At 62.7% G+C, this 25836-nt stretch carries 19 protein-coding genes; 12 read left to right on the top strand and 7 right to left on the bottom strand.

All coding sequences use genetic code 11. The features are described from left to right. Nucleotides 1–55: 55 nt before the first annotated feature. Nucleotides 56–2521, top strand: a complete 2466-nt coding sequence (locus ACQ4WN_RS19740) for a tetratricopeptide repeat protein (RefSeq protein WP_436553046.1) — start codon at nucleotides 56–58, stop codon at nucleotides 2519–2521. Between the two features lie 80 nt (nucleotides 2522–2601). On the opposite strand, the gene ACQ4WN_RS19735 is transcribed toward ACQ4WN_RS19740, so the two are convergent. Genes ACQ4WN_RS19735 through ACQ4WN_RS19725 form a run of 3 tightly spaced genes read right to left on the bottom strand, consistent with a single transcriptional unit; the run spans nucleotide 2602 to nucleotide 4416 of the window. After that, the gene (locus ACQ4WN_RS19735; protein ID WP_436553045.1) at nucleotides 2602–2997 is read right to left on the bottom strand and encodes a hypothetical protein; all 396 of its coding nucleotides are present in this window, start codon (nucleotides 2995–2997) and stop codon (nucleotides 2602–2604) included. Between the two features lies 1 nt (nucleotide 2998). Continuing rightward, complete coding sequence (map, locus tag ACQ4WN_RS19730; RefSeq protein ID WP_219114851.1) at nucleotides 2999–3802, bottom strand: type I methionyl aminopeptidase; 804 nt, start codon at nucleotides 3800–3802, stop codon at nucleotides 2999–3001. Between the two features lie 14 nt (nucleotides 3803–3816). Further along, entirely contained in the window at nucleotides 3817–4416 is a 600-nt protein-coding gene (locus ACQ4WN_RS19725) for a TetR/AcrR family transcriptional regulator (RefSeq protein WP_436553044.1), read from the bottom strand. 112 nt (nucleotides 4417–4528) lie between these two features. Here ACQ4WN_RS19725 and ACQ4WN_RS19720 point away from each other — a divergent pair, with 112 nt between their 5' ends. Beyond that, nucleotides 4529–6043: an AMP nucleosidase gene (locus tag ACQ4WN_RS19720; protein ID WP_436553043.1), complete on the top strand. Its 1515-nt coding sequence runs from the start codon at nucleotides 4529–4531 to the stop codon at nucleotides 6041–6043. Nucleotides 6044–6050: 7 nt separating this feature from the next. On the opposite strand, the gene ACQ4WN_RS19715 is transcribed toward ACQ4WN_RS19720, so the two are convergent. From ACQ4WN_RS19715 to ACQ4WN_RS19700, 4 genes are all read right to left on the bottom strand, one after another. Next, nucleotides 6051–6521 (bottom strand): RES family NAD+ phosphorylase, encoded by a 471-nt coding sequence (locus tag ACQ4WN_RS19715; protein WP_436553042.1) that lies wholly within the window; start codon nucleotides 6519–6521, stop codon nucleotides 6051–6053. After that, complete coding sequence (locus ACQ4WN_RS19710) at nucleotides 6518–6994, bottom strand: Xre family toxin-antitoxin system antitoxin (protein WP_436553041.1); 477 nt, start codon at nucleotides 6992–6994, stop codon at nucleotides 6518–6520. Before ACQ4WN_RS19710 ends, ACQ4WN_RS19715 begins: the two co-directional genes overlap by 4 nt. A gap of 134 nt (nucleotides 6995–7128) precedes the next feature. Beyond that, complete coding sequence (locus ACQ4WN_RS19705) at nucleotides 7129–7599, bottom strand: cyanophycin metabolism-associated DUF1854 family protein (RefSeq protein WP_096237265.1); 471 nt, start codon at nucleotides 7597–7599, stop codon at nucleotides 7129–7131. A 2-nt stretch (nucleotides 7600–7601) separates the two neighbouring features. Beyond that, nucleotides 7602–9884: a cyanophycin metabolism-associated ABC transporter gene (locus tag ACQ4WN_RS19700; protein WP_436553040.1), complete on the bottom strand. Its 2283-nt coding sequence runs from the start codon at nucleotides 9882–9884 to the stop codon at nucleotides 7602–7604. Between the two features lie 467 nt (nucleotides 9885–10351). Between ACQ4WN_RS19700 and ACQ4WN_RS19695 the strand changes: the two genes are divergently transcribed. From ACQ4WN_RS19695 to ACQ4WN_RS19650, 10 genes are all read left to right on the top strand, one after another. After that, entirely contained in the window at nucleotides 10352–12529 is a 2178-nt protein-coding gene (locus ACQ4WN_RS19695; RefSeq protein ID WP_436553039.1) for a cyanophycin synthetase, read from the top strand. Between the two features lie 87 nt (nucleotides 12530–12616). Next, the gene (gene cphA / locus ACQ4WN_RS19690) at nucleotides 12617–15187 is read left to right on the top strand and encodes a cyanophycin synthetase (protein ID WP_436553038.1); all 2571 of its coding nucleotides are present in this window, start codon (nucleotides 12617–12619) and stop codon (nucleotides 15185–15187) included. A gap of 151 nt (nucleotides 15188–15338) precedes the next feature. Further along, entirely contained in the window at nucleotides 15339–15605 is a 267-nt protein-coding gene (locus ACQ4WN_RS19685; protein ID WP_436553037.1) for a hypothetical protein, read from the top strand. Nucleotides 15606–15668: 63 nt separating this feature from the next. After that, on the top strand, nucleotides 15669–16565 hold the full coding sequence (locus ACQ4WN_RS19680; RefSeq protein ID WP_436553036.1) for a MurR/RpiR family transcriptional regulator: 897 nt from the start codon (nucleotides 15669–15671) through the stop codon (nucleotides 16563–16565). Nucleotides 16566–16645: 80 nt separating this feature from the next. Then, complete coding sequence (locus ACQ4WN_RS19675) at nucleotides 16646–17968, top strand: aspartate aminotransferase family protein (RefSeq protein WP_436553035.1); 1323 nt, start codon at nucleotides 16646–16648, stop codon at nucleotides 17966–17968. Nucleotides 17969–18167: 199 nt separating this feature from the next. After that, nucleotides 18168–20408, top strand: a complete 2241-nt coding sequence (locus ACQ4WN_RS19670) for a serine/threonine protein kinase (RefSeq protein WP_436553034.1) — start codon at nucleotides 18168–18170, stop codon at nucleotides 20406–20408. After that, the gene (locus ACQ4WN_RS19665) at nucleotides 20405–20974 is read left to right on the top strand and encodes a hypothetical protein (protein ID WP_436553033.1); all 570 of its coding nucleotides are present in this window, start codon (nucleotides 20405–20407) and stop codon (nucleotides 20972–20974) included. The genes ACQ4WN_RS19670 and ACQ4WN_RS19665 overlap by 4 nt, the downstream gene beginning before the upstream one ends. A gap of 130 nt (nucleotides 20975–21104) precedes the next feature. Continuing rightward, the gene (locus ACQ4WN_RS19660; RefSeq protein WP_436553032.1) at nucleotides 21105–21272 is read left to right on the top strand and encodes a hypothetical protein; all 168 of its coding nucleotides are present in this window, start codon (nucleotides 21105–21107) and stop codon (nucleotides 21270–21272) included. 599 nt (nucleotides 21273–21871) lie between these two features. Beyond that, the gene (locus ACQ4WN_RS19655) at nucleotides 21872–23179 is read left to right on the top strand and encodes an HlyD family secretion protein (RefSeq protein ID WP_436553031.1); all 1308 of its coding nucleotides are present in this window, start codon (nucleotides 21872–21874) and stop codon (nucleotides 23177–23179) included. 41 nt (nucleotides 23180–23220) lie between these two features. After that, nucleotides 23221–25356 carry a peptidase domain-containing ABC transporter gene (locus ACQ4WN_RS19650; RefSeq protein ID WP_436553030.1) on the top strand — a complete coding sequence of 712 codons (2136 nt, stop codon included), beginning with the start codon at nucleotides 23221–23223 and terminating at the stop codon, nucleotides 25354–25356. Nucleotides 25357–25836 lie beyond the last annotated feature (480 nt).

Raw genomic sequence — 25836 nt, 5'->3', positions numbered from 1 at the left:
TGTCATATGGGGATGCTAAAATTAAAACATCTTTCCAGAGAGCAAAAGGACGCGCATGAACCCCAGCACCGAGACGGCCACCGACACTCCCGGCAGCAACGACCTGCCCGAGGTGCCAGCATCGACCGTGACGGCGGCGCCTGCGACCATCCGCCTGGATAAGGAAGACATACCCACGGTGCTGGGCAAGCTGCGCACCCTGGTGCATGACAAGACGCGTTTCGAGCCGCAGGACATCACGCCGCTGAGCGAGGAAGATGTGCTGCAGGATTTTTCCTTGCAGGCCAATTACGCGCTCGAAGCGCGCTTCGAGCAGCGCGTCATCAATGGCTATTTCACTGCATCGGGCCATGACTGCCACTGTGCTTCCCACGAGGTGGGGGCACTCGCCCACGCGCAGGAAAAGGAACGCCTGCGCCGCGCGGCGGCAAAGCTCGACAATGCCTTGCGCCAGGCGGGTCAGGCTTACAATGGCGTCGAGGCGGGCGTCTACCTGCCGCACGCCGTCAAGTACTGGCACCTGGACACCTGCAGCAACTGCACCGGCAAGGGCCGCATCAGTTGCCACACCTGCCATGGGTCGACCACGGAGACCTGCTGGAGCTGCCATGGCGGGCGCACCGTCAGCTGCGACGCGTATGGCTGCTACGGCAGCGGCAAAGTGTCTTGCTCGTATTGCAGCGGCAACGGCACGGTCGCCGAGCAAGTCACCGACTACGTGACGGTACAAGTGCCCACTACCACCTACAGCAACGGCAGCTCGCACACCAGCTACCACAGCGAAACGCGCACGCAATACCGCACCGAGCATCGCAATTGCTACCATTGCAGCTTCGGCAAGGTCACGTGCAATAGCTGCCACGGTTCCGGCAACATCAATTGCGGCACTTGCCGCGCCAGCGGCAGCGTGACCTGCCGTACCTGCAGCGGCGTGGGCGACTTGCGCTGCAACCCCTGCGACGGTTCCGGCAAGGTGGGCCAAGCGGCCTGGGTCGACGTGCACGTTGCTCCCGGCTACAGCGTCAGCCTGCCCAAGCAGGCGCCTGACGAGGCGCGCCGCATCCGCGACAAGGAGAGCGTGCACTCACTGGCGGCCATTGCCAGCAGCCTGGCCCTGGCGAAAGTGAGCATTTACAATGAAGACCAGCCGCAGGAAGTCGACGCCCTGTATGGAGGCAAGCTGCGCATCGTGCGCCTGGACGCATCGTGCAACGCCGAAAAGCACCACCTGGTGGCGTATGGCAAGGACTTGCGCTGGCTGACCCTGGACGACATCGTGGAAAAGCTGCTGCGCGGCGACCTCAAGGCCCTCAGCGACGCGCTGGCCGGCAGCGCCGACGACGGCCTGTTCTCGGCCCACGTGCAAGGCTTGCTGACGCCACTGCGCGACGTGGCCGCCTCGGAACTGAATGCGGACGTGATCGAGTCTGTCCTCAGCGGCGAAGCGGACCACGCGCACGTCGATGTCGTCTCCGCCGAGTATGCGCAGAATGTGCGCACCTGCGTGCTGGGCGCCTTGCGCCAGGTCTACACGCGGCTAGCCAAGCAATCCTGGTGGAAAAGCGCGCTGGGCGCGCTGGCAGCCGCCATCGCCACCTGGTTCTTCGCCGGGCGCGGCGCCGCCGCCGTGGCCGGGCTGCTCGTCACGGCCGCCGGCTACTGGCTGTTCAACCGCAAGGTAAAAAACGTGCTGAGCGAAGCGCTGGGCGGCCAGCAACAAGCCGAACGCGCCATGCGCATCGCTGGCAAGGGCCGCCGCAACCAGCTGGCGCAAGTGCTGATCCTCGCCCCTGCCAGCCTGGCCGTGCTGGCCGCCAGCTATGGTTTGCCCGTGCGCGTGCGCCCCGGTCCGCCGCCACAGCAGGCGGCCATGGCGTCGGCAACCGTGGCGCCCCATGCGCCGGCCGTCGTGCCGCAGGACGCCACTAGCGCCAAAGCCGTCAAGCTGTATGAAAATGGCGACAAGGTGCAGGCGCTGGCCATGCTGGAAAGCCTGGTCGGAAAGGGCGACGCGGGCGCGTATGGTTTGTATGGCTGGATGCTGCTGATGGGCGAAGGCAAGCCCGGCCCCGTCACCGCACCGACGGCCCAGCAGCGCGAAGCGCGTCAGGTCGCCGCCAAGCTTTTGGTCGGCAAGGGCCTGCTGAAAAACGACAGCTACGCCTTGACGGCGAAGGGCGTGATGCTGGCCGAAGGCTGGCAGGAAGCGCGCAACATGGCGCGCGGGCTCGACCTGCTGAAACAGGCCGCGAACAAGGGCAATGCGCAAGCCATGCATTTGCTGGGCCTGTACCACGTGCGCGGCTACCAGATCCCCGTCAACCACAAGGAAGCGCGCAAATGGTTCACCCTGGCCGCCGACAAGGGCAGCGCGGGCGATATCTACAATCTTGGCCTGATGGATTGGGAAGGCGCGGGCTTGAAGCGCCCGGACCGCGCCAGCGCCATGCAGCGCTGGAAGATCGCCGCCGCCATGGGCGAGGAGCGCGCGATCAAGGCGCTAGCCCAGGGTCAGCCTTAAGCGGTGGCGCCCGTCCATGCCTGCAAGGCCGACGGGTTTGGCGTCGGATGCTTGCCGCCATTGCAAGACGCAGGCCGCAGTCAGGGAAAGAGCGCGATGTGGCACTCGATGAACAGCAATGCTGCTGTCGCCAGCGCGGGGCGCTGCGCCTCGAACACGACCGCGTCGCGCGCCTGCAGCAAGTTGGCAGCGACGTCAGGCAGCTGCAGCTCGCCGGCGATCAGCGCCGCCACCGCCTCGATGTTCGAATACAGGGCGCTGTCAAACCCTTCCCAGTCCACGTAGGCCAGCCACTCGGCGAGCACCACCACGCCCTCGACTTGCGGTGCCAGGGCCGCGATGCGCTCGGAGCGCAGCACGCTGTCGCTGCGGATGCCTTCCTGCTGCACGACGGCCAGCGCCACCTGCTGCAGCGCGTCCTCGGCGCCGTGACGGTGCTGGTTCAGCAGGCGCTGCGTCAGGCTGGCGCTGTGCATCTCAAACCAGCGGGTCCGGCAAGCCGGTCAGGGTGAAAATTTCAAAGCCCGTTTCCGTCACGGCCAGCGAGTGCTCGAACTGCGCCGACAGCGAACGGTCTTTCGTTACCGTCGTCCATTTATCGGGCAAGACCTTGACCTGGTAGCTGCCTACGTTGAGCATCGGTTCGATGGTGAAAATCATGCCCGGTTCGAGCACGATGCCCGTGCCGGCGCGGCCATAGTGCAGCACCTGCGGCGTGTCGTGGAAGACCTGGCCCACGCCATGGCCGCAGAAGTCGCGCACGGAGGAAAAGCCCTGCGCCTTGGCCACCGCCTCGATGGCGGCGCCCACGTCGCCCAAGGTCGCACCAGGGCGCACGGTGTGGATACCGGCCATCATGGCTTCATACGCCGTGTTGACCAGGCGGTTGGCGAGGATGGAGACGGCGCCCACCTTGAAGGTGCGGCTGGTGTCGCCAAACCAGCCGTTGAACTTTGGCGTCACGTCGATGTTGAGGATGTCGCCGACCTTCAGGATCTTGGTCTCGGACGGGATGCCGTGCGTGACCACGTGATTGACGGAGATGCAGCTGGCGTGCTTGTAGCCGTGGTAGTCGATGGTGCCAGGGATGGCGCCGGCGGCGCGCATGAATTCTTCACAAAGGGCGTCGAGCTTGGCCGTCGAGACGCCGGGCTTGACGAACGGCGTGATGTAGTCGAGCGTGTCGGCGGCGATGCGGCCGGCCGCGCGCATGCCGATGAAACCTTCTTCGTCATGCAGGGGGATTTTCTTGCCGTGTTCAAGCTGGGTGGAATAGCGCATGGATTTCTTCTTTGTTAGTGTGATGTGGTGTGTGAGGCCCAGCCACGCACGGCATCGTGCGAGGCGCGCAGCATGGCGTCGACGCTGGCCGGTATCGGCCGCTCCTGGGTCAGGTAAGGCTTGACGACAGCCACGGGGGCGTCGATCAGCACGAACTTGAGCAGCATGTGGTCCAGGTCCAGCTCCGTGGTGGCGGGCATGGCTTCGGCGCAGCGGACAAAGCAGGCGTCGAGCGCCGCCTGCTCTTCTTCGACGGCGGCGGCCAGCTCCTCGCTGAGGCCACCGTTGAAGTCGGGGCTGTCCGCGCATTGCAGCAGGAAGCGCGCATACACGGGCTTGCGCCGGCACCAGTCCAGCAAGCCATGCACGCCGGCCCAGGTGTCGCCGCCGAGCCAGCGGCTGGCCACTTCCTCGCGAAAATCGCTTTTCACGCGCAGCCAGGCGCGCGCCAGGATGGCGTTGCGCGAGTCGAAGCGGTGATACACGGAGCCGATGGGCGCACCGGCCTTGACGGCGATGGCGGCCATCGACACGGCACCCACGCCGCACTGGGCGGCGATGGCAATCGCGCTGTCGATAAAGTTGTTTTCGTTGAATTTGGCAAGTCTGACCATTCAAATAGAATACAGATTCTATTTGAATCCGTCAAGCGGCCCAAGATGCACCGACAAGAGTTGCCGCGCTGCCTTACAATGATATGCACGAACCGCTACAAGGAGAATCAGCTTGCTTACGCCCCCCTTCATCGCCTCCTCACGCTTCGACGATCCACGCCTGGCATTGGAACAAGTGCAAGCCATTTACCGCAGCAGCATCGAACACCTGCGCGATGCGCTGCAGCGTTTTGTCGCCGGCGAAGACATGCACGAAAGAGTGCGCGCCTGCTACCCCTTCGTGCGCATCCAGACGGACACCGTGGCGCGCGCCGACTCGCCGCTGGCTTACGGCTTTGTCGCCGGCCCGGGCGTGTTTGAAACCACGCTGACGCGCCCCGACCTGTTCGGCGACTATTACCTCGACCAGTTCACCCTGCTGCTGAAAAATCATAACAGCGGCCAGAAGGTCCAACTGGAAGTGGGCGTGAGCGCCCAGCCGATCCCCGTGCACTTCTCGTTCGCCGAGCATGACCATATCGAAGGCAATATGGATGCGGGCCGCCGCCTGGCGATGCGCGACCTGTTCGACCTGCCCGACCTGTCGGCCATGGACGACGGCATCGCCAACGGCACGCACGAACCGGCGCATGGCGAAGCGCAGCCGCTGGCCCTGTTCACAGGGCCGCGCGTCGATTACTCGCTGCAGCGCCTGCGCCATTACAGCGGCACCTCGCCGCAGCATTTCCAGAACTTCGTCCTGTTTACCAATTACCAGTTCTACATCGACGAATTCATCCGCCTGGGCCACGCCATGATGGAGCGCGCACCCGACGCGCAAGCGCCCTCGGACGACGACGGCTACATCGCCTTTGTGGAACCGGGCAACGTGGTCACGCGCCGCGTGGGACAGACCGTCGAAAGCGAGGATGCGCTGGGCGCCGCGCCGCCGCGCCTGCCGCAGATGCCCGCCTACCATTTGCTGCGCGCCGATGGCAGCGGCATCACCATGGTCAATATCGGCGTGGGACCGGCCAATGCCAAGACCATCACCGACCACATCGCCGTGCTGCGCCCGCACGCCTGGCTGATGCTGGGCCATTGCGCTGGCCTGCGCACCACGCAAAGCCTGGGCGACTACGTGCTGGCGCATGCGTATGTGCGCGAAGACCATGTGCTCGACGAAGACTTGCCGCTGTGGGTACCGATACCGCCGCTGGCGGAAATCCAGCAGGCGCTGCAAACGGCCGTGGCAGAAATCACCCAGCTGACGGGACATGACTTGAAACACATCATGCGCACTGGGACGGTGGCCAGCACGGACAACCGCAACTGGGAACTGCTGCCGCAGCGCACGCCGGAGCGCCGCTTCAGCCAGAGCCGCGCCATCGCGCTGGACATGGAAAGCGCGACGATTGCCGCCAACGGCTTCCGCTTCCGCGTCCCGTACGGCACCCTGCTATGCGTCAGCGACAAGCCGCTGCACGGCGAAATCAAGCTGCCCGGCATGGCCAACCACTTCTACCGCGAACGGGTCGACCAGCATCTGCGCATCGGCATCCGCGCCGTGGAACTGCTGCGCCGCCAGGGCGTGGACCGGCTGCACAGCCGCAAACTGCGCAGCTTTGCGGAAGTGGCGTTTCAGTAAGCGAGCGTCAGGGGAAAAACCGGGGATCATAGCTCCATCGCCGGATGGTGCCGGCGGTGATCGCTGCGGCATCGGCATGCCGGGGATTGAGCAAGACATTGTATTCGTCGGGCACGATCACGGAAGGCACCAACAGCAAGGCGGATTTTCCCGCAGCAATCCAGCCATCGCCAGCCCGCTTGCCCGCCAGGCCAGCAGGTATGGCGTCCCAGCCGCCGGGAAATGGATCGAGTACCTGGCGCGCATTCCACACGACATCGGGAATGGCGATACGCACCAGGTAACGGTTGAACGGCAGGCCGCCGCCCCGCAGGTAATGCACGGTTTCCAGGGTAGCCAGGGCGATACTTGTCGAGCAATACACGACGGGCGCGCCCTTGCTGTTCCAGCGACCACCCGTGATCCTGGCGCCGGTGCCGCTCAGGTCACTGGCGGCATAGGCTGGCGTCTCGACGGCAATACGCCAGAGCACATTCATGCATAAGCCCCGCTCTGCGTCATGGACAGCAGTTCCGCCACCAGCCTTTGCCCCTCGAAGGTATCCATATAGCTGGCCGGCGTGGCGCCCGCCAGCGCAGGCAGCGGCTTGCTCAGCCAATCAGAGACCCAGCGCGCCGCGTCAAAACCAGCGGGATCGCCCGATTGTTCGACCATCACCTGCACCATGCCAATCAGGGTTTCAATCCCCAGCACGCGTTCCGATTCATCCTTCGACAGCAAACTGGCGTCTTTCTCCTTGCGGCTGATGGTGGCACGCGACAGCCCCAGGCTGGACAACAGGAATTCCTTGCTCATGCCCATGCGCGCGGACAGGCGGCTGATCGTCGAGGCTGGAATGCCCCGCCGTATCAGCGCAATGCGCGCATCAGTATCAAAGCCGTACAGCGCCATGCCTTCGTACAGCGTCCTCGCTTGCTGAGCCGGGACGGGAGCATCAGTGTGCCGTTGCATAACCACCTCCTTTAAGACACTAGTATAGCTCAAATGAGGCGACTCACAAGGAAAGCGGAGGGTCAAAAAAAAAGCCGCTCAGCGCAAGCTGAACGGCATGAGCGGTCGCACCGCACCGCATTCCAGGGTGTTCCTTACAGGAAGCGGTCGAGTATCTTCCGCGTCGTCTTGTCGATATTGAACATATCGCGGATCAAAAAGTGGATGCCGTGATTGTCGGCGATCAGCAGCGACGTGGCGCCGATGCGGCGGATGTCTTCCTCGCCTTTCAGCACGAACTGCGTCTCGCCCCGGTCCGTATCGACATGCCAGGTGCACGGCGTGGCGAAGCTGCTGACGCTTTTCACGCGCGCGATCTCGGGCATGAATTCGCGCCCTTCCAGCTCTTCCTGCAGCAGGCTGCGCGCAGGTTCCGGCAAGGTATCGAGACGCTCGATCCACGCCACTTCCTTGCCATTGCCCAGCACCAGCGAAATGCCTTCATCGGGCGACTGGATGGGAAAGGCGCGCACGGGCGCCACGCCTTCAAAGACCTGGCCGTCTTCGGCCGTCATCACCAGCTTGCCGAAAGTGTCGCGGCTTAATGTAAAAGTTGTACTGGCCATGCTTATTCCTTGTCATCCAGGGCGAGTTCGTTGTTGCGCGCCTGTGCTTCGTAGAGGCGGAAATAGGCGCCCTCTTTCGCCATCAGTTCGTCGTGACTGCCCACTTCGACGACCTGGCCGCGGTCCAGCACCACCAGGCGGTCGGCCCGGTGCAGGGTCGACAGGCGGTGCGCGATGGCGATCGTCGTGCGGCCCTGCACCAGGTTGTCCAGCGCCTTCTGGATTTCTTTTTCCGTTTCCGAATCCACCGACGATGTCGCTTCATCCATGATCAGGATGCGCGGGTCGATCAGCAGGGCGCGGGCGATCGAAATGCGCTGGCGTTCGCCGCCGGACAAGCCCTGGCCACGCTCGCCCACCATCGAATCGTAGCCTTGCGGCAGGCGCAGGATGAATTCGTGCGCATGCGCGGCGCGCGCTGCGGCGATGATCTCCTGGCGCGACGCGTGCGGCTTGCCGTAGGCGATATTTTCCGCGATGGTGCCGAAGAACAGGAACGGTTCCTGCAGCACCAGGCCGATATTGCGGCGATAGTCGGACACGGCGAACGAACGGATGTCGACGCCGTCGAGCAAAATCGCGCCTTCCGACACGTCATAAAAGCGGCAGATCAGGTTGACCAGCGTGCTCTTGCCCGAACCGCTGTGACCCACCAGGCCGATCATCTCTCCCGCCTTGATGTTCAGGGTGATGCCGCGGTTGACGGCCCGGTTGCCGTAGCGGAAACCGACTTCGCGCAAATCGATCCTGCCTTCGATCTTGTCCAGTTTCACCGGTTGCGCCGGTTCCGGCACGCTCGACACGTGGTCGAGGATGTCGAAGATGCGCTTGGCGGCGGATGCCGATTTCTGCGTCACGGAGACGATGCGGCTCATGGAATCGAGGCGGCCATAGAAGCGCGTGCTGTAGGCGATGAAGGCGGTCAGCACGCCGACGGTAATTTCGCCGCGCGACAATTGCCAGATGCCGAAGCACCAGATGACCAGCAAGCCCATCTCCGTCAGGAACGAGACGGTGGGCGAGAACAGCGACCAGACCTTGTTCAATTTATCGTTGACAGCCAGGTTGTGCGCGTTGGCGTCGCGGAAGCGTGCCGCTTCGCGTTTTTCCTGCGCAAACGCCTTGACAACGCGGATGCCGGGGATGGTATCGGCCAGCACGTTGGTCACTTCGCTCCACACGCGGTCGATCTTTTCAAAGCCCGTGCGCAAGCGGTCGCGTACCAGGTGGATCATCCAGGCGATGAAGGGCAATGGCGCCAGGGTCATGATGGCCAGCCAGGGGTTCATCGACCACAGGATCACACCCGTCATGATGATCATCAGCACGTCGGAGGCGAAATCGAGCAAATGCAGCGAGAGGAAGACGCAGATACGGTCGCTGCCGCTGCCAATGCGCGACATCAGGTCGCCCGTGCGCTTGCCGCCGAAAAATTCCAGCGACAGTTTCATCAGGTGTTCATACGTGGCCGAGCGCAAGTCGGCCCCCATGCGTTCGGACACCAGGGCCAGCACATAAGTCTTGCCCCAGCCCAGCAACCAGGCCAGCAGGGCCGAGCCCAGCAAGCCGCTCATGTAGTACACCACCAGCCACGGGTCGATATGCTTGCCGTTTTGATACGGGATCAGCACATTGTCCATCAGCGGTGCCGTCAGGTAGGGCGGAATCATGTGCGCGGCAGTGCTCAGCAGCATCAGCATGAAGCCCAGGGCCAGCTGGCCACGGTAAGGGTGGGCAAAGCGCCACAGGCGGAACAGGGTCCAGGTCGATGGCGGCGTGTACAGCACCTTGGCGCAGATCGGGCATTCTTCCTGCTCGGGCTCCAAAGGCGCCTTGCAGCTGGGACACACTTCCTGCTCCGCTTCCAGCACGGGCTGGCCCGTCAGATGGCTGTCGAGGCGTTCGACAAACTGTTCCAGCACGCGAATCGCGTGCAGGTTCTGTCCCAAAGTGAAGCGCCACGAGGCCAGGCGGCCATGGTCGTCGAACAGTTCCAGGTGGCCGACACCGGCGTGGTCGTGGTGCGTCAGGCGCAATCCAGGGCGGAAAGACCAGCTTTTCCAGGTGGTATCGCCCGGTGAACGGGCCAGCAAACGCTTGTCGGTGACAACAATTATGCCTTTTGTGAAACGTAATCGCGCATCGAGGTCAACCTCAACGCTACTTAAAACGTTCTCCCCTGGAGAAAGGTTGCTCTCCACCTCCGCCAGCCAGGCTTCTGCTACCGGCGCCGGCAGCGAGGTGAGGGGAATAGTTGTTGCAGGAACACTCAGTTCAGTTGTCATCGTAAAGCATACTCCGGCTCGAGGCCATGCCCTTCAGGGCGGGATTTGGGGGATGGGGCAGACGCCCGATCAATGTTTGTGTACTGCGCGATGGCGAGGTAGATGCACCAGTGGCAATTTCCTGTATTGTATCGAATGGATGCCTGCCAGTAAGAAATGATGGCAAAACGACGCAAAAAAATGAGCGGCCATCGACAAGCGACAAGTATACAACAGCTCACTGTTGCGCAAATGCTCCAGCTTGGCCCGAAGTCGGTATCTTTATAACAAGTAAGGCAACAATTAGTAACAATTAGAATGACAACACCAGCAGAATACGAGAAGCAAACGCGACAAAAGACCGCTAAAAGTGGCACACTGCGCGTACCCGGGATAAAGAACCAAGCACGAGCCTGAAAAGACTCTGTAGAGCCAACATAAAGTATCTGGCGCCCAGACGCCTGGCTTGTTATCAAGAAACCACTTACATGATCAAGAAGAAGAACATCGAATTTTCCCGCGTCACCCACTTGCGCGGCCCAAACATCTGGACGTATCGCCCGGTGATTGAAGCCTGGGTCGACATCGGCGAACTGGAAGATTACCCATCCAATACCCTGCCCGGCCTGTACGAGCGCCTGGTGGCGTGGCTGCCCGGCATGATCGAGCACCGCTGCGGCGTGGGCGAACGGGGCGGCTTTTTCGAGCGCCTGCGCGAAGGCACGTGGTCGGCCCACATCCTCGAGCACGTGGTGCTGGAACTGCAAAACCTGGCAGGCATGCGCACGGGCTTCGGCCAGACGCGCTCGACCAGCCAGCGCGGCGTCTACAAGATGGCCTTCCGCACGCGCGAAGAGCACGTGGGCCGCGCCGCCCTGGCCGCCGCGCGCGAACTGCTGATGGCTGCCATCAACGATGAAGCGTACGATCTGGAAGCGGCATTGGCCCCCCTGCGCGACATGGTTGACTCGCGCTGCCTGGGGCCGAGCACGGCCAGCATCGTCGATGCCGCCACCGAGCGCCGCATCCCTTCGCTGCGCCTGAATGACGGCAACCTGGTGCAACTGGGCCACGGCGCCGCGCAGCGCCGCATCTGGACGGCCGAAACGGACCGCACCAGCGCGATCGCCGAAGGCATCGCCAGCGACAAGGACCTGACCAAATTCCTGCTCAAATCGTGCGGCGTGCGCGTGCCAGAAGGCAGCCTGGTGCGCAGCGCCGAAGCGGCCTGGGAAGAAGCGCAAGACATCGGCGTGCCCGTCGTCGTGAAACCGTATGACGGCAACCATGGCCGCGGCGTGTCGCTCAACCTGATGACAGAAGCCGACGTGAAAGCGGCCTACGAACTGGCCGCGCGCAAGGGCGACAGCTCGGCCGTGCTGGTGGAAAGCTTCATCACGGGCGACGAGCACCGTTTGCTGGTGGTCGGCAACAAGCTGATTGCGGCCGCCAAGGGTGAATCCTTGTGGGTCGATGGCGACGGCGTCTCCAGCGTACTGGAACTGGTCAACACGCAGATCAATATCGATCCGCGGCGCGGCGAAGGCGAAGACTTCCCGCTGGGCACCGTCAAGCCGCATGAATCGGGCGAAATCGTGCTGGAACTGCAACGCCAGGGTATGACCGCCCTGTCCGTGCCGCAGGCGGGCCAGAAAGTGCTGATCCAGCCGAACGGCAACGTGGCCATCGACGTCACGGACGACGTGCACCCCTCCGTCGTGCATGCAGCCCTGCTGGCTGCCAGAGTCGTGGGCCTGGATATCGCCGGCATCGACCTGGTCACCACCGACATCACGCGTCCGCTGGAAGAGCAGCGCGGTGCCATCATCGAAGTCAATGCCAGCCCTGGCTTGCTGGCGCACATCAAGCCGGGCGTGGGTCAGCCCCGCCCTGTGGGCGCGGCCATCGTCGATCACCTGTTCGCGCCCGAGGAGACGGGCCGCATTCCGCTGATCGGCGTGACGGGCACGCGCGGCGCCAGCCTGATCGTGCGCATGCTGTGCAAACTGCTCAACCTGTCGGGCCTGCACACGGGCGCCGTCTGCAGCGAAGGCATGTACCTGGACCAGCGCCGCGTCGTCAGCAACGATTGCGTGAACTGGGACGCGGGCCAGCGCCTGCTGCTCAACCGCACCGTGCAGACAGCCCTGTTCGAGAGCAATCCGCGCATGATCCTGGCCGAAGGCCTGGCCTACGACAAATGCCAGATCGGCATCGTCACCGACATGGGCAGCCTCGATAGCGTCAAGGATTTCGACGTGCTGGACGAAGCAGGCCTTTACAAGGCAGTGCGCAGCCAGGTCGACGTGGTCGTGCCAACGGGCGTGGCCGTGCTGAACGCCGCCAACGCGCACGTGCTGGAGCTGGCCGAACTGTGCGACGGCAGCGTGACCCTGTATGCGCAGGATGGCAGCCTGGCCGCCATCGCGGCGCAACTGGCCGCCGGCCAGCGTGCCGTGTTCGTGCGCGACAACCACATCGTGCTGGCCGAAGGCGGCAGCGAAACGGTCTTGCTGAGCCTAGACTTGCTGAAGCCGGCCACGGCCGGCAATGTCGATAGCGTGCTGGCCGTCGCGGCCGCCGCCTGGGCCCTGAACCTGCCCGTCGACCTGATCTGCGCAGGTTTACGCACGTTCGATGCGGCCCCGGGCTGCATCGGCAACTAATCGGCAACCAAGGTACAGGCAAAGCAGCACTCAAGCCCGGCCAGGACGGCCGGGCCCACAAGAACACAACAGGATTACGGTTTAATTATGGAAGTATCTCGCGTACGGGCCTTGCGGGGCCCTAACCTCTGGAGCCACGACACCGCCGTGGAAGCCATTGTTTCCTGCACCACGCAGGAACTCGACATCGCCCAGCTGCCCGGCTTCGAAGCCCGCCTGCGCGCGCGCTTTCCGCAACTGAGCCCGCTGCAACCGCTGGGCAACTACAACGCCGCGCCGATGGCGCAGGTGCTCGAACTGGCGGCGCTGGGACTGCAGGCGCAAGCCGGCTGCCCCGTCACCTTCAGCCGCACCACGCCGACCCTGGAAACGGGCATCTTCCAGGTCGTCGTCGAATACTCGGAAGAAGCCGTCGGCCGCCTGGCACTGGAACTGGCGCAACAGCTGTGCCGCGCAGCGCTCGACGATGCACCGTTCGACCTGGCCGGCGCCCTGCACCAGTTACAGGAACTCGATGAAGACGTGCGCCTGGGCCCCTCCACCGGCGCCATCGTCAACGCCGCCGTGGCCCGCAACATCCCGTTCCGCCGCCTGACCGAAGGCAGCCTCGTGACGTTCGGCTGGGGCAGCAAGCAGCGCAAGATCCAGGCCGCCGAAATGGATGGCACCAGCGCGATCGCCGAAGCCATCGCGCAAGACAAGGAACTGACCAAGAAGCTGCTGGACTCGGCCGGCGTGCCCGTGCCGCAAGGCCGTGTCGCCATCGACGCGGACGACGCCTGGGCCGCCGCCTGCGAGATCGGCTTGCCGGTCGTCGTCAAGCCGAAGGATGGCAATCAGGGCAAGGGCGTGACCGTCAATGTCACCACGCGCGAACAACTGACGGCCGGCTTCATTGCGGCGCAGGAATTCCGCGACGACATCCTCGTCGAGCGCTATCTGCCGGGCCACGATTTCCGTTTGCTCGTCATCGGCAACAAGATGGTGGCAGCGGCCCGCCGCGACCCGCCGCAAGTCGTGGGCGACGGCCAGCACACGGTGCGCGAACTGGTCGACCAGGTCAACCTGGACCCGCGCCGCGGCAGCGGCCACGCCACCTCGCTGACGAAAATCCGCTTCGACGACATCGCCCTGGCAAGCCTGGCCAAGCAGGGCTATGTGGCTGAATCCGTGCCGCCCGTGGGCCAGCGCGTGATTTTGCGCAACAACGCCAACCTGTCGACGGGCGGCTCGGCCACCGACGTTACCGTCGACGTGCACCCGGAAGTGGCGGCGCGCGCCGTCGCGGCCGCGCACATGGTGGGCCTGGACATCTGCGGCGTGGACATCGTCTCCGAAAGCATTCTGAAACCGCTGGAAGAGCAGAACGCCGGTATCGTCGAAGTCAACGCAGCACCGGGCCTGCGCATGCACCTGGCGCCGTCGTTCGGCAAGCCGCGCCCCGTGGGTGAAGCCATCATCGCCGCCATGTTCGCCGAGGGCGACGATGGCCGCATCCCAGTCGTTGCCGTCACGGGCACCAACGGCAAGACCACCACCGTGCGCCTGATCGCCCACCTGCTCACCACCTCCGGCCTGCGCACGGGCATGACCAACACCGATGGCGTGTACATCGAAGGACGCCAGATCGACAGCGGCGACTGCAGCGGTCCGCGCAGCGCGCGCAACGTGCTGCTGCACCCTGACGTGGACGCGGCCGTGTTCGAGACGGCGCGTGGCGGCATGCTGCGCGAAGGCCTGGCCTTCGATCGCTGCCAGGTCGCCGTGGTGACGAATATCGGCGCGGGCGACCACCTGGGACTGAACTACATCACCACCGTGGAAGACCTGGCGGTACTGAAACGCGTGATCGTGCAGAACGTGGCCGACAGCGGCGTGGCCGTCCTGAACGCCACAGACCCTGCCGTCGCGCGCATGGCCAAGAATTGCAATGGCACGGTGACCTTCTTCGCCGCCGACAAGACGCACCCCGTGATGGCCACGCACCGCGCACAGGGCAACCGCGTGGTGTACGTGGAAGACGGCAAACTGGTCGCCGCCCAGGGCAAGGAACGCCATGAAATCGCCCTGTCGCAAGTGCCGATCACGCGCAACGGCGCCATCGGCTTCCAGGTCGACAACGTGATGGCTTCTCTGGCCGCCGCCTGGGCCGTGGGCCTGGACTGGAAAACCATCGCGCTGGGCCTGAAAACCTTTGCCAATGAAGCCGACAATGCGCCGGGCCGCTTCAATGTGTTCGATTACAAAGGCGCCACCCTGATCGCCGACTACGGCCACAATCCGGACGCCATCCTGGCGCTGGTGCAGGCGGTGGAAAGCATGCCGGCCAAGCGCCGCCTTGTCGTCATCAGCGGCGCCGGCGACCGCCGCGACGAAGACATCCGCCAGCAGACGGAAATCCTCGGCGCCGCCTTCGACGACGTGCTGCTGTACCAGGACCAGTGCCAGCGCGGCCGCGCCGACGGCGAAGTGGTTGCCTTGCTGCGCCAGGGCTTGAACGGCGCCAAGCGCACCAGCCATATCGATGAAATCAACGGCGAATTCGTCGCCATCGACAAGGCCCTGGCGCGCCTGGGTGAAGGCGATCTGTGCCTGATCCTGATCGACCAGGTGGAAGAAGCGCTGGCGCACATCGCCAAGCGCGTCGCCGAAGCATAAGCAGCGCATCACTGCGCACGAGGGCGGCCTGCGTGCCGCCCTTTTTATTGCCTTGTGAAATCTATCCGACAGTGGAGTGATCTGGCGCAAAGTGGCGCCACCGGCGCACTTTTATGCTGGCAGCCTGACTAGCGAACCCGGCGGGGACAGCATGCGCGATGCACAGCAGGTCGATGCACAGTTATTTCAGCCCGACATCCCGGTGCGGCTCGACATGCGCACGGCGGCGCTGGTCGAACATGCGCTGGCCTTGCAGGAAATGGCCGGCACGGGCGCCGCCGCCCTGTTCCTGCATTGCCACGACGTGCCGCTGCCCACCGCCTTGCGCGTGCTGACGACGGGTCCGCGCCGCAAACCGGCCGGGCCGCACCTGTTTGCCCGCCTGCGTCCGCGCACGGCCGCCCTGGCGCAAGGCTAGCAGCTACCGGCGCGCAGACGAATCCTGTACCATCGCCGCAAGCTATTAATCTGAGGCACGACGATGCAGGCAGCGACACCCCACGACCCCTACGCGGCACTGATGGCCCTGATCAAGGCGCGCCATGCGGAACTGAGCCCGCAATTCCAGGCCGGCGCACGCTACCTGGCCGATCATCCGGACGAGGTGGCCGTCTCATCGATGCGCAGCATTGCCGCGCGCGCGCAGGTGCAATCGGCCGCCCTGGTGCGCCTGGCGCAACAACTGGGCTTTGCCGGCTGGCCGGAGCTGAAAGCCATCTTCGTCGAACGCCTGCGCGCGGGGCCAAGCGGCTACGCGGCAAAAGCCGGTACGCTGGCCGGCAAAGAGGGGAAAGAGCGCGACCTTGTCACCGAAGTATTCGCGGTGCAGCAGCGTAACCTGGCCGCCACGGAAAGCGCCAACCACGCCGCCCTGGATGGGGCCGCCAATCTGCTGCAGGCGGCGCCCCGCGTGCACGTGGCGGGCTTTCGCGCCGCCCACCCCATCGCCTACACCTTGCACTACCTGTACCGGCTGCTGCGCCCCAGCGTGCAGCTGCTGAGCGGCCAGGGCGGCACCCTGGAAATGGACTTGCGCGCCCTGCAGGCGGGCGAAGCCGTCGTCGTCGTCAGCTTCGCGCCGTATTCCAGCGAAGCGCTGCTGGTGGCGCAGGCGGCGCGCCAGGCTGGTTGCCAGGTGGTCGCCATCAGCGACAGCGCCATGTCGCCGCTGGCCCTGCAGGCCGACGCCAGCATCGTCATCGCCGTCGACAGCCCCTCGTTCTTCCCTTCCATCGTGGCCGGCATCGCGGCCGTGGAAAGCCTGGTGGAATTGCTGGTGGCGCGCGCGGGGCCGGATGCCGTGCAAGCCATCGGCGCGGCAGAAAAGCAGTTGCGGGCGCTGGGCGCCTACGCGAAAACATCGAATGGTGTAAATTAAATACAAATACATCAAACGTTGCAATCAAGTACAACGCAGCCTATAATCGGCCATCCCCATGCCGACAAGAAAGCGATGCCATGAGCCACGTCTTCCACCGCAGCCTGAATACCAGCTATCCCGTCGCCGCCGGTGGCGACGGCCCTTACCTGATCGATGCGCAGGGCAAGCGCTACCTGGACGCCTGCGGCGGCGCGGCAGTCTCGTGCCTGGGCCATGCGGATGCGGCCGTGATCGCCGCCGTGCAGCAGCAGATTGCCACGCTGGCGTACGCGCACAGCTCGTTTTTCACCACCGAGCCGATGGAGCAGCTGGCCGATTTCCTCGTCGCCAGGGCACCAAACGGTATCGACAGCGTGTATTTCGTCTCGGGTGGCTCGGAAGCGGTGGAAAGCGCACTCAAGCTGGCGCGCCAGTATTTCGTCGAGCGGGGCCAGCCGCAGCGCCGCCATGTCATCGCGCGCCGCCAGAGCTACCACGGCAACACCCTGGGCGCGCTGGCCACGGGCGGCAACGCCTGGCGCCGCCAGCAGTTCGAGCCACTGCTGATAGGCGTCACCCATGTGTCTCCCTGCTATGCTTACCGCGACCAGCCGGCCTATGAAACGGACAGTGACTACGTGGCGCGCCTGGGCCAGGAGCTGGAAGACAATATTGCCGCACTGGGCGCGGACAAGGTCATGGCCTTCATCGCCGAACCCGTCGTCGGCGCCACGGCCGGCGCCCTGCCCGCCGTCGCAGGCTACTTCAAGCGCATGCGCGAGATCTGCCAGCGCCACGGCATCCTCTTGATCCTCGACGAAGTCATGTGCGGCATGGGCCGCACGGGCAGCCTGTTCGCCTGCGAGCAGGAAGCCATCACCGCCGACCTGATCTGCATCGCCAAGGGCCTGGGCGCCGGCTACCAGCCCATCGGCGCCGTCATGGTATCCAAAGACATCCGCGACACCCTCCGCGCCGGCACGGGCTTCTTCCAGCACGGCCACACCTATATCGGCCACGCCACCGCCTGCGCCGCCGCCCTGGCCGTGCAGCGGCAAATCGAGGAACGCGATTTGCTGGCCAACGTGCGCGCCATGGGCGACTTGATGCAGGAGCAGCTGCATGCGCGTTTCGACAGCCATCCGCACGTGGGCGACATCCGTGGCCGCGGCCTGTTCCTGGGGCTGGAACTGGTGCAGGAGCGCGCCAGCAAGCAGCCGTTCGACCCGGCCCGCCGCCTGCACGCGCGCATCAAGGTGCAAGCCATGCAAAACGGACTGATGTGCTACCCCATGGGCGGCACCATCGACGGCCAGCACGGCGACCACATCCTGCTGGCGCCGCCCTACATCATCAACGCCAGCCATGTCGATGAAATCGTCGACAAGCTGGGTGCGGCTATCGATGCTTGCGTGGCGTAGCCGTGCATGCCTGCAGCAGACACGCCAAAGGCATCTGCCTGCAACTTTTGTTCACTCCTTGCCAATATTAATTGACTTATTCTAAACAATAGTTTTAAATCAGGAAGTTACTCAAAATCAATCATCTTGAGCATGCAGCCATCGCATTGAGCCTCCCGATGCTGGATGCCCACGCTGATGCACTCTGAAGCCAAGGTATATGGAACTGCTCGACCCCCTGCGTCAGACCCCGTCGCAAGACGACACTATCAGCGGGCACTACGAAGTGCGCCGCTTGCTGGGCGAAGGCGGTTTCGGCCATGTATTCGAAGCCTGGGATGCCAAGCTGTGCCGTAGCGTGGCGCTCAAGCGCTTGAAACCGCAAGCCGACGTGCTGCATCCCGAAAAACTCATCAATGAAGCGCGCCTGGCCGCCTCGCTCAAGCATGCGGCCTTCGTGCGCATCTTCGCCATCGAGGGACAGGGCACGGGCCAGTCCATCGTCATGGAACTGGTCGAAGGCCAGACGCTGGGGCAATTCATGCACAGTGGCAAGGCCGACCTGCAAGCCGCGCTCGACATCGCCTACCAGATCGCCGACGCCATGGACGAGGCGCATGCCATGGACCTCGTGCACGGCGACTTGAAACCGTCGAACCTGATGCTTGAGGCGGACGGCAAGGTGCGCATCCTCGACTTCGGCCTGGCGCGCCACATCGACCCGCAAGCGACGCAAACGACCACCCTGTGCGACTTGCAGGGCACGATCGCCTACATGGCGCCCGAGCGCCTGATGGGCCGCCTGCCCGACACGCGCGGCGACGTCTACGCGCTGGGCGCCATGCTGTACGAAATGCTGGCTGGCCAGCGCCACCTCGCCCACCTGCACGGCCTGGCGCTGGCCGCCGCCCACATGCAGGCGACGGAGCCGTGGCCCGACCTGCCGGACTCCGTGCCGCCCACCATCAACGCCCTGGTGCGCGCGATGACGGCGCACGACCCGGCCGAGCGGCCACGCACCATGCGCGACGTGCGCGAGGCGATAGGAGCGCAGCGCGGCGAAGCTGTCACCGTGGCTGCCCCCCTTGCCGACGAGACGCCCGCGAAGGAAGATCCGCCCGCCAGCGTCTCCATCCGCCTGCCTCTGCCCCGCAAGCGCACCCTGCAGTGGGGCGCGGGCCTGGCGGTACTGGCGGTACTGGCGGGATGGCAGCTGCCCAATATCATTCCTGCCGTCAAATCGTTCGTCACGGGCGAGAAAGCACCTGCGCCGTATTCGGAAATGGCCAGCATGGCGGCGGGGATGGAAGCGTTGCGGGTGTTTGATCGAGATACCAGTCAAGAACAGGCCATTGCGCACTTCAACACGGTGCTCAAACACAATCCAGCCAGCGCTGCCGCTTCGGCTGGCCTGTCGCTGGCGTATAGCCTACGTTACATCGGCAATGGCCGCGACGAGACTTGGCTGCAGCGCGCGGATGCTGGGGCACAACAAGCGCTTGCATTGGACAATCAATTGGCGCTGGCTCATGTGGCGCAGGCCTGGGTACTCGAATTCCAAGGCAAGCAGGAAGAAGCGCTGAGAGCATATGCATATGCATTGAATCTAGATCCCCACAACTTGCTAGGTCTATACGGCAAAGCCCGGTTACTAATACGTGCGCAAAAATTTGATCAAGTTAATCCATTAATTGACAACGCGGTGTCCCTATATCCCAAGGAGCGATTATTCCCAATATTACAAGGAATGATGCTATATAAGCAGGCAAATTATACTGATGCAGAACGAGCTTTTCGCAAAAGCATAGCGCTCGATTCGCAATCAGCTAATGCCTATGCCTACTTGAACGCCGTTCTCTTGCGCCAAAACCGCAATGATGAAGCCTTGCGTGTATTGCAGCAAGGCTTGCAACTCCAGCCGAACTGGGAGCTTTATAGCAATCTTGGAACGTCATTGTTTGCCAAGGCTGATTATGTGGGTGCCGTACAAGCATTCGAAAACGCCGTATCTTCAAGCAAGGGGAGTCCGAATACCTATCAGTTATGGGCCAATCTTGCCGATGCACAACGTTGGATCCCCGCACAAGCTGAAGCATCGCAACGGTCCTACCGGCGCGCCATCGAACTACTCACCCCGCTGCTGGCGCGCATTCCTGACGACGTCACATTCAATTCGCGTATGGCCTTGTATTCAGCCTACGTGGGCGCAAAAAAGGAGGCATTGAACAGTGTCGAAAAAGCCGTTACCAATGCCCCTCGTTTGCCCGATGTTCAGTTCCGCGCTGCGCTAACCCATGAGCTGATCGGCAACCATGACGCAGCCATGACGGCGCTGCTGGAAGCTGCCAGGCTTGGCTACCCTCTCAATCTGATCGAGACTGCTCCCGATCTATTGAACCTCAGGCGAGATGCTCGCTACCAGCAATTTGTTATCAACTTAAAAAGAGAGCCTAAAACATGACGCCTGTCAGCCCCTGGATGAAGTTATCCGTACATTTTGACGCAGACCAGATCACCAACCAGCTCGACTATAGCTTCACTTCATGCGATGGCACCGCCGATCCGCGTCATGGTCCCTACATGGGCGGCGTGCACTTCCAGCAAGGCCAGCATGTGTACCTCGACCTCACTTGTTGTGGTTCCAAGGAGAGTGGTTTCACGTCGTTCCAGATCGTCGACTGCTGCATCATTACCGTGCCACAACTTACACAAATAGGACCGAATGTTCCTACTGTATATGCACCACCGTCCCCATTCCTGCAAGCCGTAGGCGCCACCTATAATTTCCCACTGGACTTCGAAGCCGAAGTATTGCTGGGCGATGCAGAGAACACTGCCTTGCCGCCACTACGCCGCATTCGCCAGGAATGGAAGCACAGTCTCGACGTTGGCTATGCAACGGGTCGCTGGGAGCTTTCTTTCGTCATCACCGTACGCATCATGCGCGGCGAAGGCGTACAGCCTGAATTGCGCGTTTTTTCCTTCGATCCGGAAAGTTCGGTCGGCGGATCGTCTGACTGGGGATAACCCCAGTCCATGTTTAAGAGTGGAGTAACAGAGATGCAAGAATTAAACTTTGAAGAAATCGAAGTAGTATCCGGCGGAAACATGCCAGAAGCCTCGGTAGGTGGGTCGATCGGCCTAGGCTAATCCTGCAATGCATAGCGACGTTGTCAGCGGCGTACACCATGCTCCTGAGCTTCAGGAATTAACTTTCAACATTAAGGTGAATAACATGCAAGAATTGAACTTTGAAGAAATCGAGGTAGTATCCGGTGGCAATATGCCTGAAGCCTCGGTGGGTGGCAGCTCCGACTGGAACTAAACCAGCGAGCCAGACTACATCTTAAAGGTAGGGATAAAGAAAGACTGAGATCTTTCTGCCTCACCTTGGCATCGCAAGAAAACCGCCCTCGGTCGGCGGAGACACCAGCTGGTAAATTAATACCAGCAAGGCAGCACCTTGCTGCTGCAAGCTACGCCCCCATCCAGAGCCGCCCCGGCATTCACCGGCGTGGCTCTTGTTTTTATCTGGCAGTCATGGCGATCTACGGCACCAGCGCTTGGAAGGCCTCTCTTGCACCTATGCCTGCCACAATAAATCTATGCTTTTTTTAACAATTGCTTTACGATGTTTTTGCTTCAAAAACGTAAATTTTGTTATCTTATTAAGGAATAGACCATGCAAGAATTAAGCACGAACGAAATCGACGAAGTTGCAGGTGGGCTGTTGCCTGAAAGCTCCGTTGGCGGCAATACTGACTGGTAAGACACAAAACATCAACAGTGTTCCGCGCCGACAATCCAGAGCCGCAACAGGATGCGTTGATGCGGCTCCACTGATCAGTTCACGGACAAACAGCCAGCCTGCGAATACGCCCCCTTCCTTAGCTTCCCCCTTCATCACCTGAAAAGTCCATCATCTTGCGTGACCAATCCAGCGATCCGACTGCCGCCACCAACCCCGCCCCGCCCGTCCAGCCCCTGTTTCGCCAGCAAGCCATCGAGCATCTGGGCAATAAACAATACGGCACGGTGCTGCTGGCGCGGCCCGTCAGCCATCTCTTCCTGACCTGGCTGTTCCTGGCCATCGCGCTGGCCATCGTCGCTTTCTTCATCTTCTTCAGCACCACGCGCAAGGCGCAATCGCAAGGCGTGCTGTTGCCGACCAGCGGCGTGATCCGCGTCATGCCGGGCCAGGCGGGCGTCATCGCCGGGGTGCGCGTCAAGGAGGGGCAGGCGGTACGGGCGGGCGAGGTGCTGTTTGTGCTGTCGGGCGAACGCAGCAGCACCAATGCGGGCGCACCCCAGCAGGTCGTCTCGAACCTGCTGAAAAGCCGGCGCGACAGCTATGACGCGGAATTGCAGCAGTCGCGCCTGCAATCGCGCCAGCGCATGGCGGCGGGCCAGCGCCGCGCCGGCGACCTGGCTGCGGAGATATCCCGTATGGATGGCCAGATCGCGCTGCAGCAGCGCCGCATTACTCTGGCGGAACAATCCTACCAGCGCTACAGCGAACTGCACGCCACCCATTACATCTCGTCGGCACAGCTGCAGGATAAGCAAGCCGAACTGCTGGACCAGCACCAGCGTCTGGCAGAATTGCAGCGCATCAAGTCGGCTAGCCAGCGCGACCTGGCCACCACGCAAGCCGACGTGCGCGACTTGCAGGTGCAGGCGCAGCGCGACACGGAAGGATTACAGCGCAATGTGTCCGCCATCGAGCAAGACCTGACGGAGAACGAGGCGCGCCGCGAAATCCTCGTGCGCGCCGCGCAGGATGGCATGGTCACGGCCATCACCACCGAACTGGGGCAAACCGTGGCCGCCAACAGCGTGCTTGCCTCCGTGCTGCCCCAAGGCGCCCAACTGGAGGCGGAAATCTATGCGCCGTCGCGCTCGGTCGGCTTCATCAAGCCGGGCATGAGGGTGCTGTTGCGCTACCAGGCCTATCCGTACCAGAAATTCGGCCAGTATCCGGCGCTGGTGCGCGAAGTGGCCAGCACCTCACTGCGGCCGGAAGAGCTGGCGGTGCCGGGCGCCGTCAGCGGCACGAATGGCGAACCCCTGTACCGTATCCGTTTGACCTTGCAGCGCCAGAGCGTGCAGGCGTATGGCGAAACCCTGCCCCTGAAGTCGGGCATGCTGGTCGACGCCAGCGTGCTGCTGGAACAGCGGCGCCTGTATGAATGGGTGCTCGAACCGCTGTTCAGCATTTCCGGGCGCCTGTAAGCCCAGCTTGTAAGCCCCCATGTTGATTTTCCACAATACTCATGCACCTTCCTGATCTTGCCCACCTGTCCTTCTGGCGCAGCCAGCGCCTGCCCGTCCTGCTGCAAACGGAAGCGGCCGAATGCGGCCTGGCCTGTCTGTCGATGGTGGCCAGCTACTGGGGCCACCAGACCGATATTTCCAGCATGCGCCGGCGCTTCTCGGTTTCTCTGAAGGGTGTAACCCTGAAAGGCCTGATGGCGATGGCACAGGGCCTGGCCCTGCATACGCGGCCCTTGAAACTCGACATGCAGCATTTGCCCGAGCTGAAGCTGCCCGCCATTCTGCATTGGGACTTGAACCATTTTGTCGTGCTCAAGTCCGTCTCCGGCAACCATGCCGTGATTCACGACCCGGCCGCGGGCGAGCGCCGCCTGCCGCTGGCGGAAGTGGCGAAACACTTTACGGGCGTGGCGCTGGAGCTGACGCCGACCGCCGAGTTCAAGAAGGCCGAGGAAAAGCAGCAGTTTTCCCTGCTGTCGCTGATGGGGCGCGTGGTGGGCTTGAAACGCGGCTTGCTGCAATTGCTGGTGCTGGGCCTGGCCTTGCAGGTGTGCGCGCTGGTGGCGCCGTTCTACATGCAGTGGCTGGTCGACGAGGCGCTGCTGGCCGCCGACCGCGACCTGATCACCGTGCTCGGCTGCGGCTTCTTGTTGCTGGTGCTGGTGCAGACGGCCATCGGCGCCGTACGTTCCTGGATCACCACGGTGCTGGCCACCAATCTGAATTTGCAATGGCTGGGCAACGCCTTCGCTCACTTATTGAAACTACCGTTGCCGTATTTCGAGAAGCGTCACACAGGCGACATCGTCTCGCGCTTCAATTCCATCCAGACCATGCAGCGCAGCCTGACGACGCAATTCGTCGAAGGCGCCATCGATGGCGTGCTGGTGCTGGCCACCCTGGGCATGATGCTGTTCTACAGCCCACTATTGGCGGGCGTGGCCTGTATCGCCGTGCTGTTGTATGTCTTGCTGCGCTGGGCCTTGTTCAATGCCATGCGCGAGGCGACGGCCGAACAGATCATCCACGCGGCAAAACAGCAGACGCATTTCCTGGAATCCGTGCGCGGCATCCAGAGTATCCGCCTGTTCGGCCGCAATGAAGAGCGCCGCGCCAGCTGGATGAATGCGCTGGCAGACCAGTTCAATGCCGACCTGCGCATCGCCAAGTTATCCGTGTCCTACCAGACGGCCAATACTTTGCTGTTCAGCGCGGAACGGGTGATCGTCATCTGGATGGCGGCGCTGGCCGTGCTGGACAACCGCTTTTCGGTGGGCATGCTGTTCGCGTTCATCAGCTACAAGGACCAGTTCAGCCAGCGCATGGCCAGCCTGGTCGACAAATTGTTCGAGCTGCGCATGCTGCGCCTGCATGGCGAGCGCGTGGCCGACATCGTCCTGACCGACGCGGAGGAAGACGGTAGCGACGTCGAGGTCGACATGGACGATATTTCGCCATCGATCGAGATCCGCAACCTCACCTTCCGTTATGCCGCCAGCGAACCAAATGTGCTCAATGGCCTCAATCTGAGCATTCCTGCCGGTCAATGCATCGCCGTCACCGGCCCGTCCGGCTGTGGCAAGACGACTCTCATGAAATTGCTGCTGGGCTTGCTGGAACCGACGGAAGGCGAAATCCTCATCGGCGGCATCAAGCTGGGCAGCCTGGGCTTGACGAACTACCGGCAATTGCTGGGCACGGTCATGCAGGAAGATACGCTGTTTGCAGGCTCCATCGCCGACAACATCAGCTTCTTTGCCCCCTCCCCCAATTATCAGCAAGTGCAAGCCTGCGCGCATCTGGCGGCCGTGCATGGGGAAATCGCCGCCATGCCGATGGCTTTCAATACCCTGGTGGGCGACATCGGCAGCGGCCTGTCCGGTGGACAGAAGCAGCGCATCCTGCTGGCGCGAGCCCTTTATAAAAACCCGAAACTTCTGGTGCTCGACGAAGCGACCAGCCATCTGGACACGCGCAACGAGCAAGCCGTCAACGCGGCGATACGGAAAATCCCGCTCACGCGCGTGATCGTTGCGCACCGCCCGGAAACCATCGCCATGGCGCAAAGGGTGGTGGTACTGCAGCAGGGAAATATCGTGCAGGATGTGATGCAGGAAACGCAGGAAGCCGCATAAGTCTTGGCATGTTGCAATAAATGTTTTACGATAGATTCGGTTTGCAATTTTGCAAGTCCTAACTGTGAGGTGACAGCTATGCAAGAATTAAATGGCAGTGAAATTGAAGAAGTATCGGGTGGGCTTATGCCGGAAAGCTCGGTAGGCGGCTCTTCTGGCATGTAAGAACATTGGTGCGCAAATCCGTAGCGCACTTCCCCCTTCCATTGCCGCTGCATGCTTTCTGATACAGGCAATGGAAGGTACTCTACCGTCCCTGCACAATGCCCGCGCCACAGTCCCTTTGTTGATCATGAGCGGCTGCATCCATGGCAGATATTGCTCCAAGCCCTCACCCACTGCCCTATCGCTTGCGCCAACACCAGCACTCTAGATAGGAAGCAGCGTACTTCCGGTCAACGCGGCATTTCCCCATCCGCACGCAATACGCCGCCCCGCCTGCCGAAAGCGGTAAAATGACGGCCTTGAACCCAGGCCTCG

It is taken from the genome of Janthinobacterium pasteuri (assembly GCF_051380775.1).
Taxonomy (GTDB): domain Bacteria; phylum Pseudomonadota; class Gammaproteobacteria; order Burkholderiales; family Burkholderiaceae_D; genus Janthinobacterium.
This window is presented reverse-complemented; position numbering and strand designations above follow the sequence as displayed.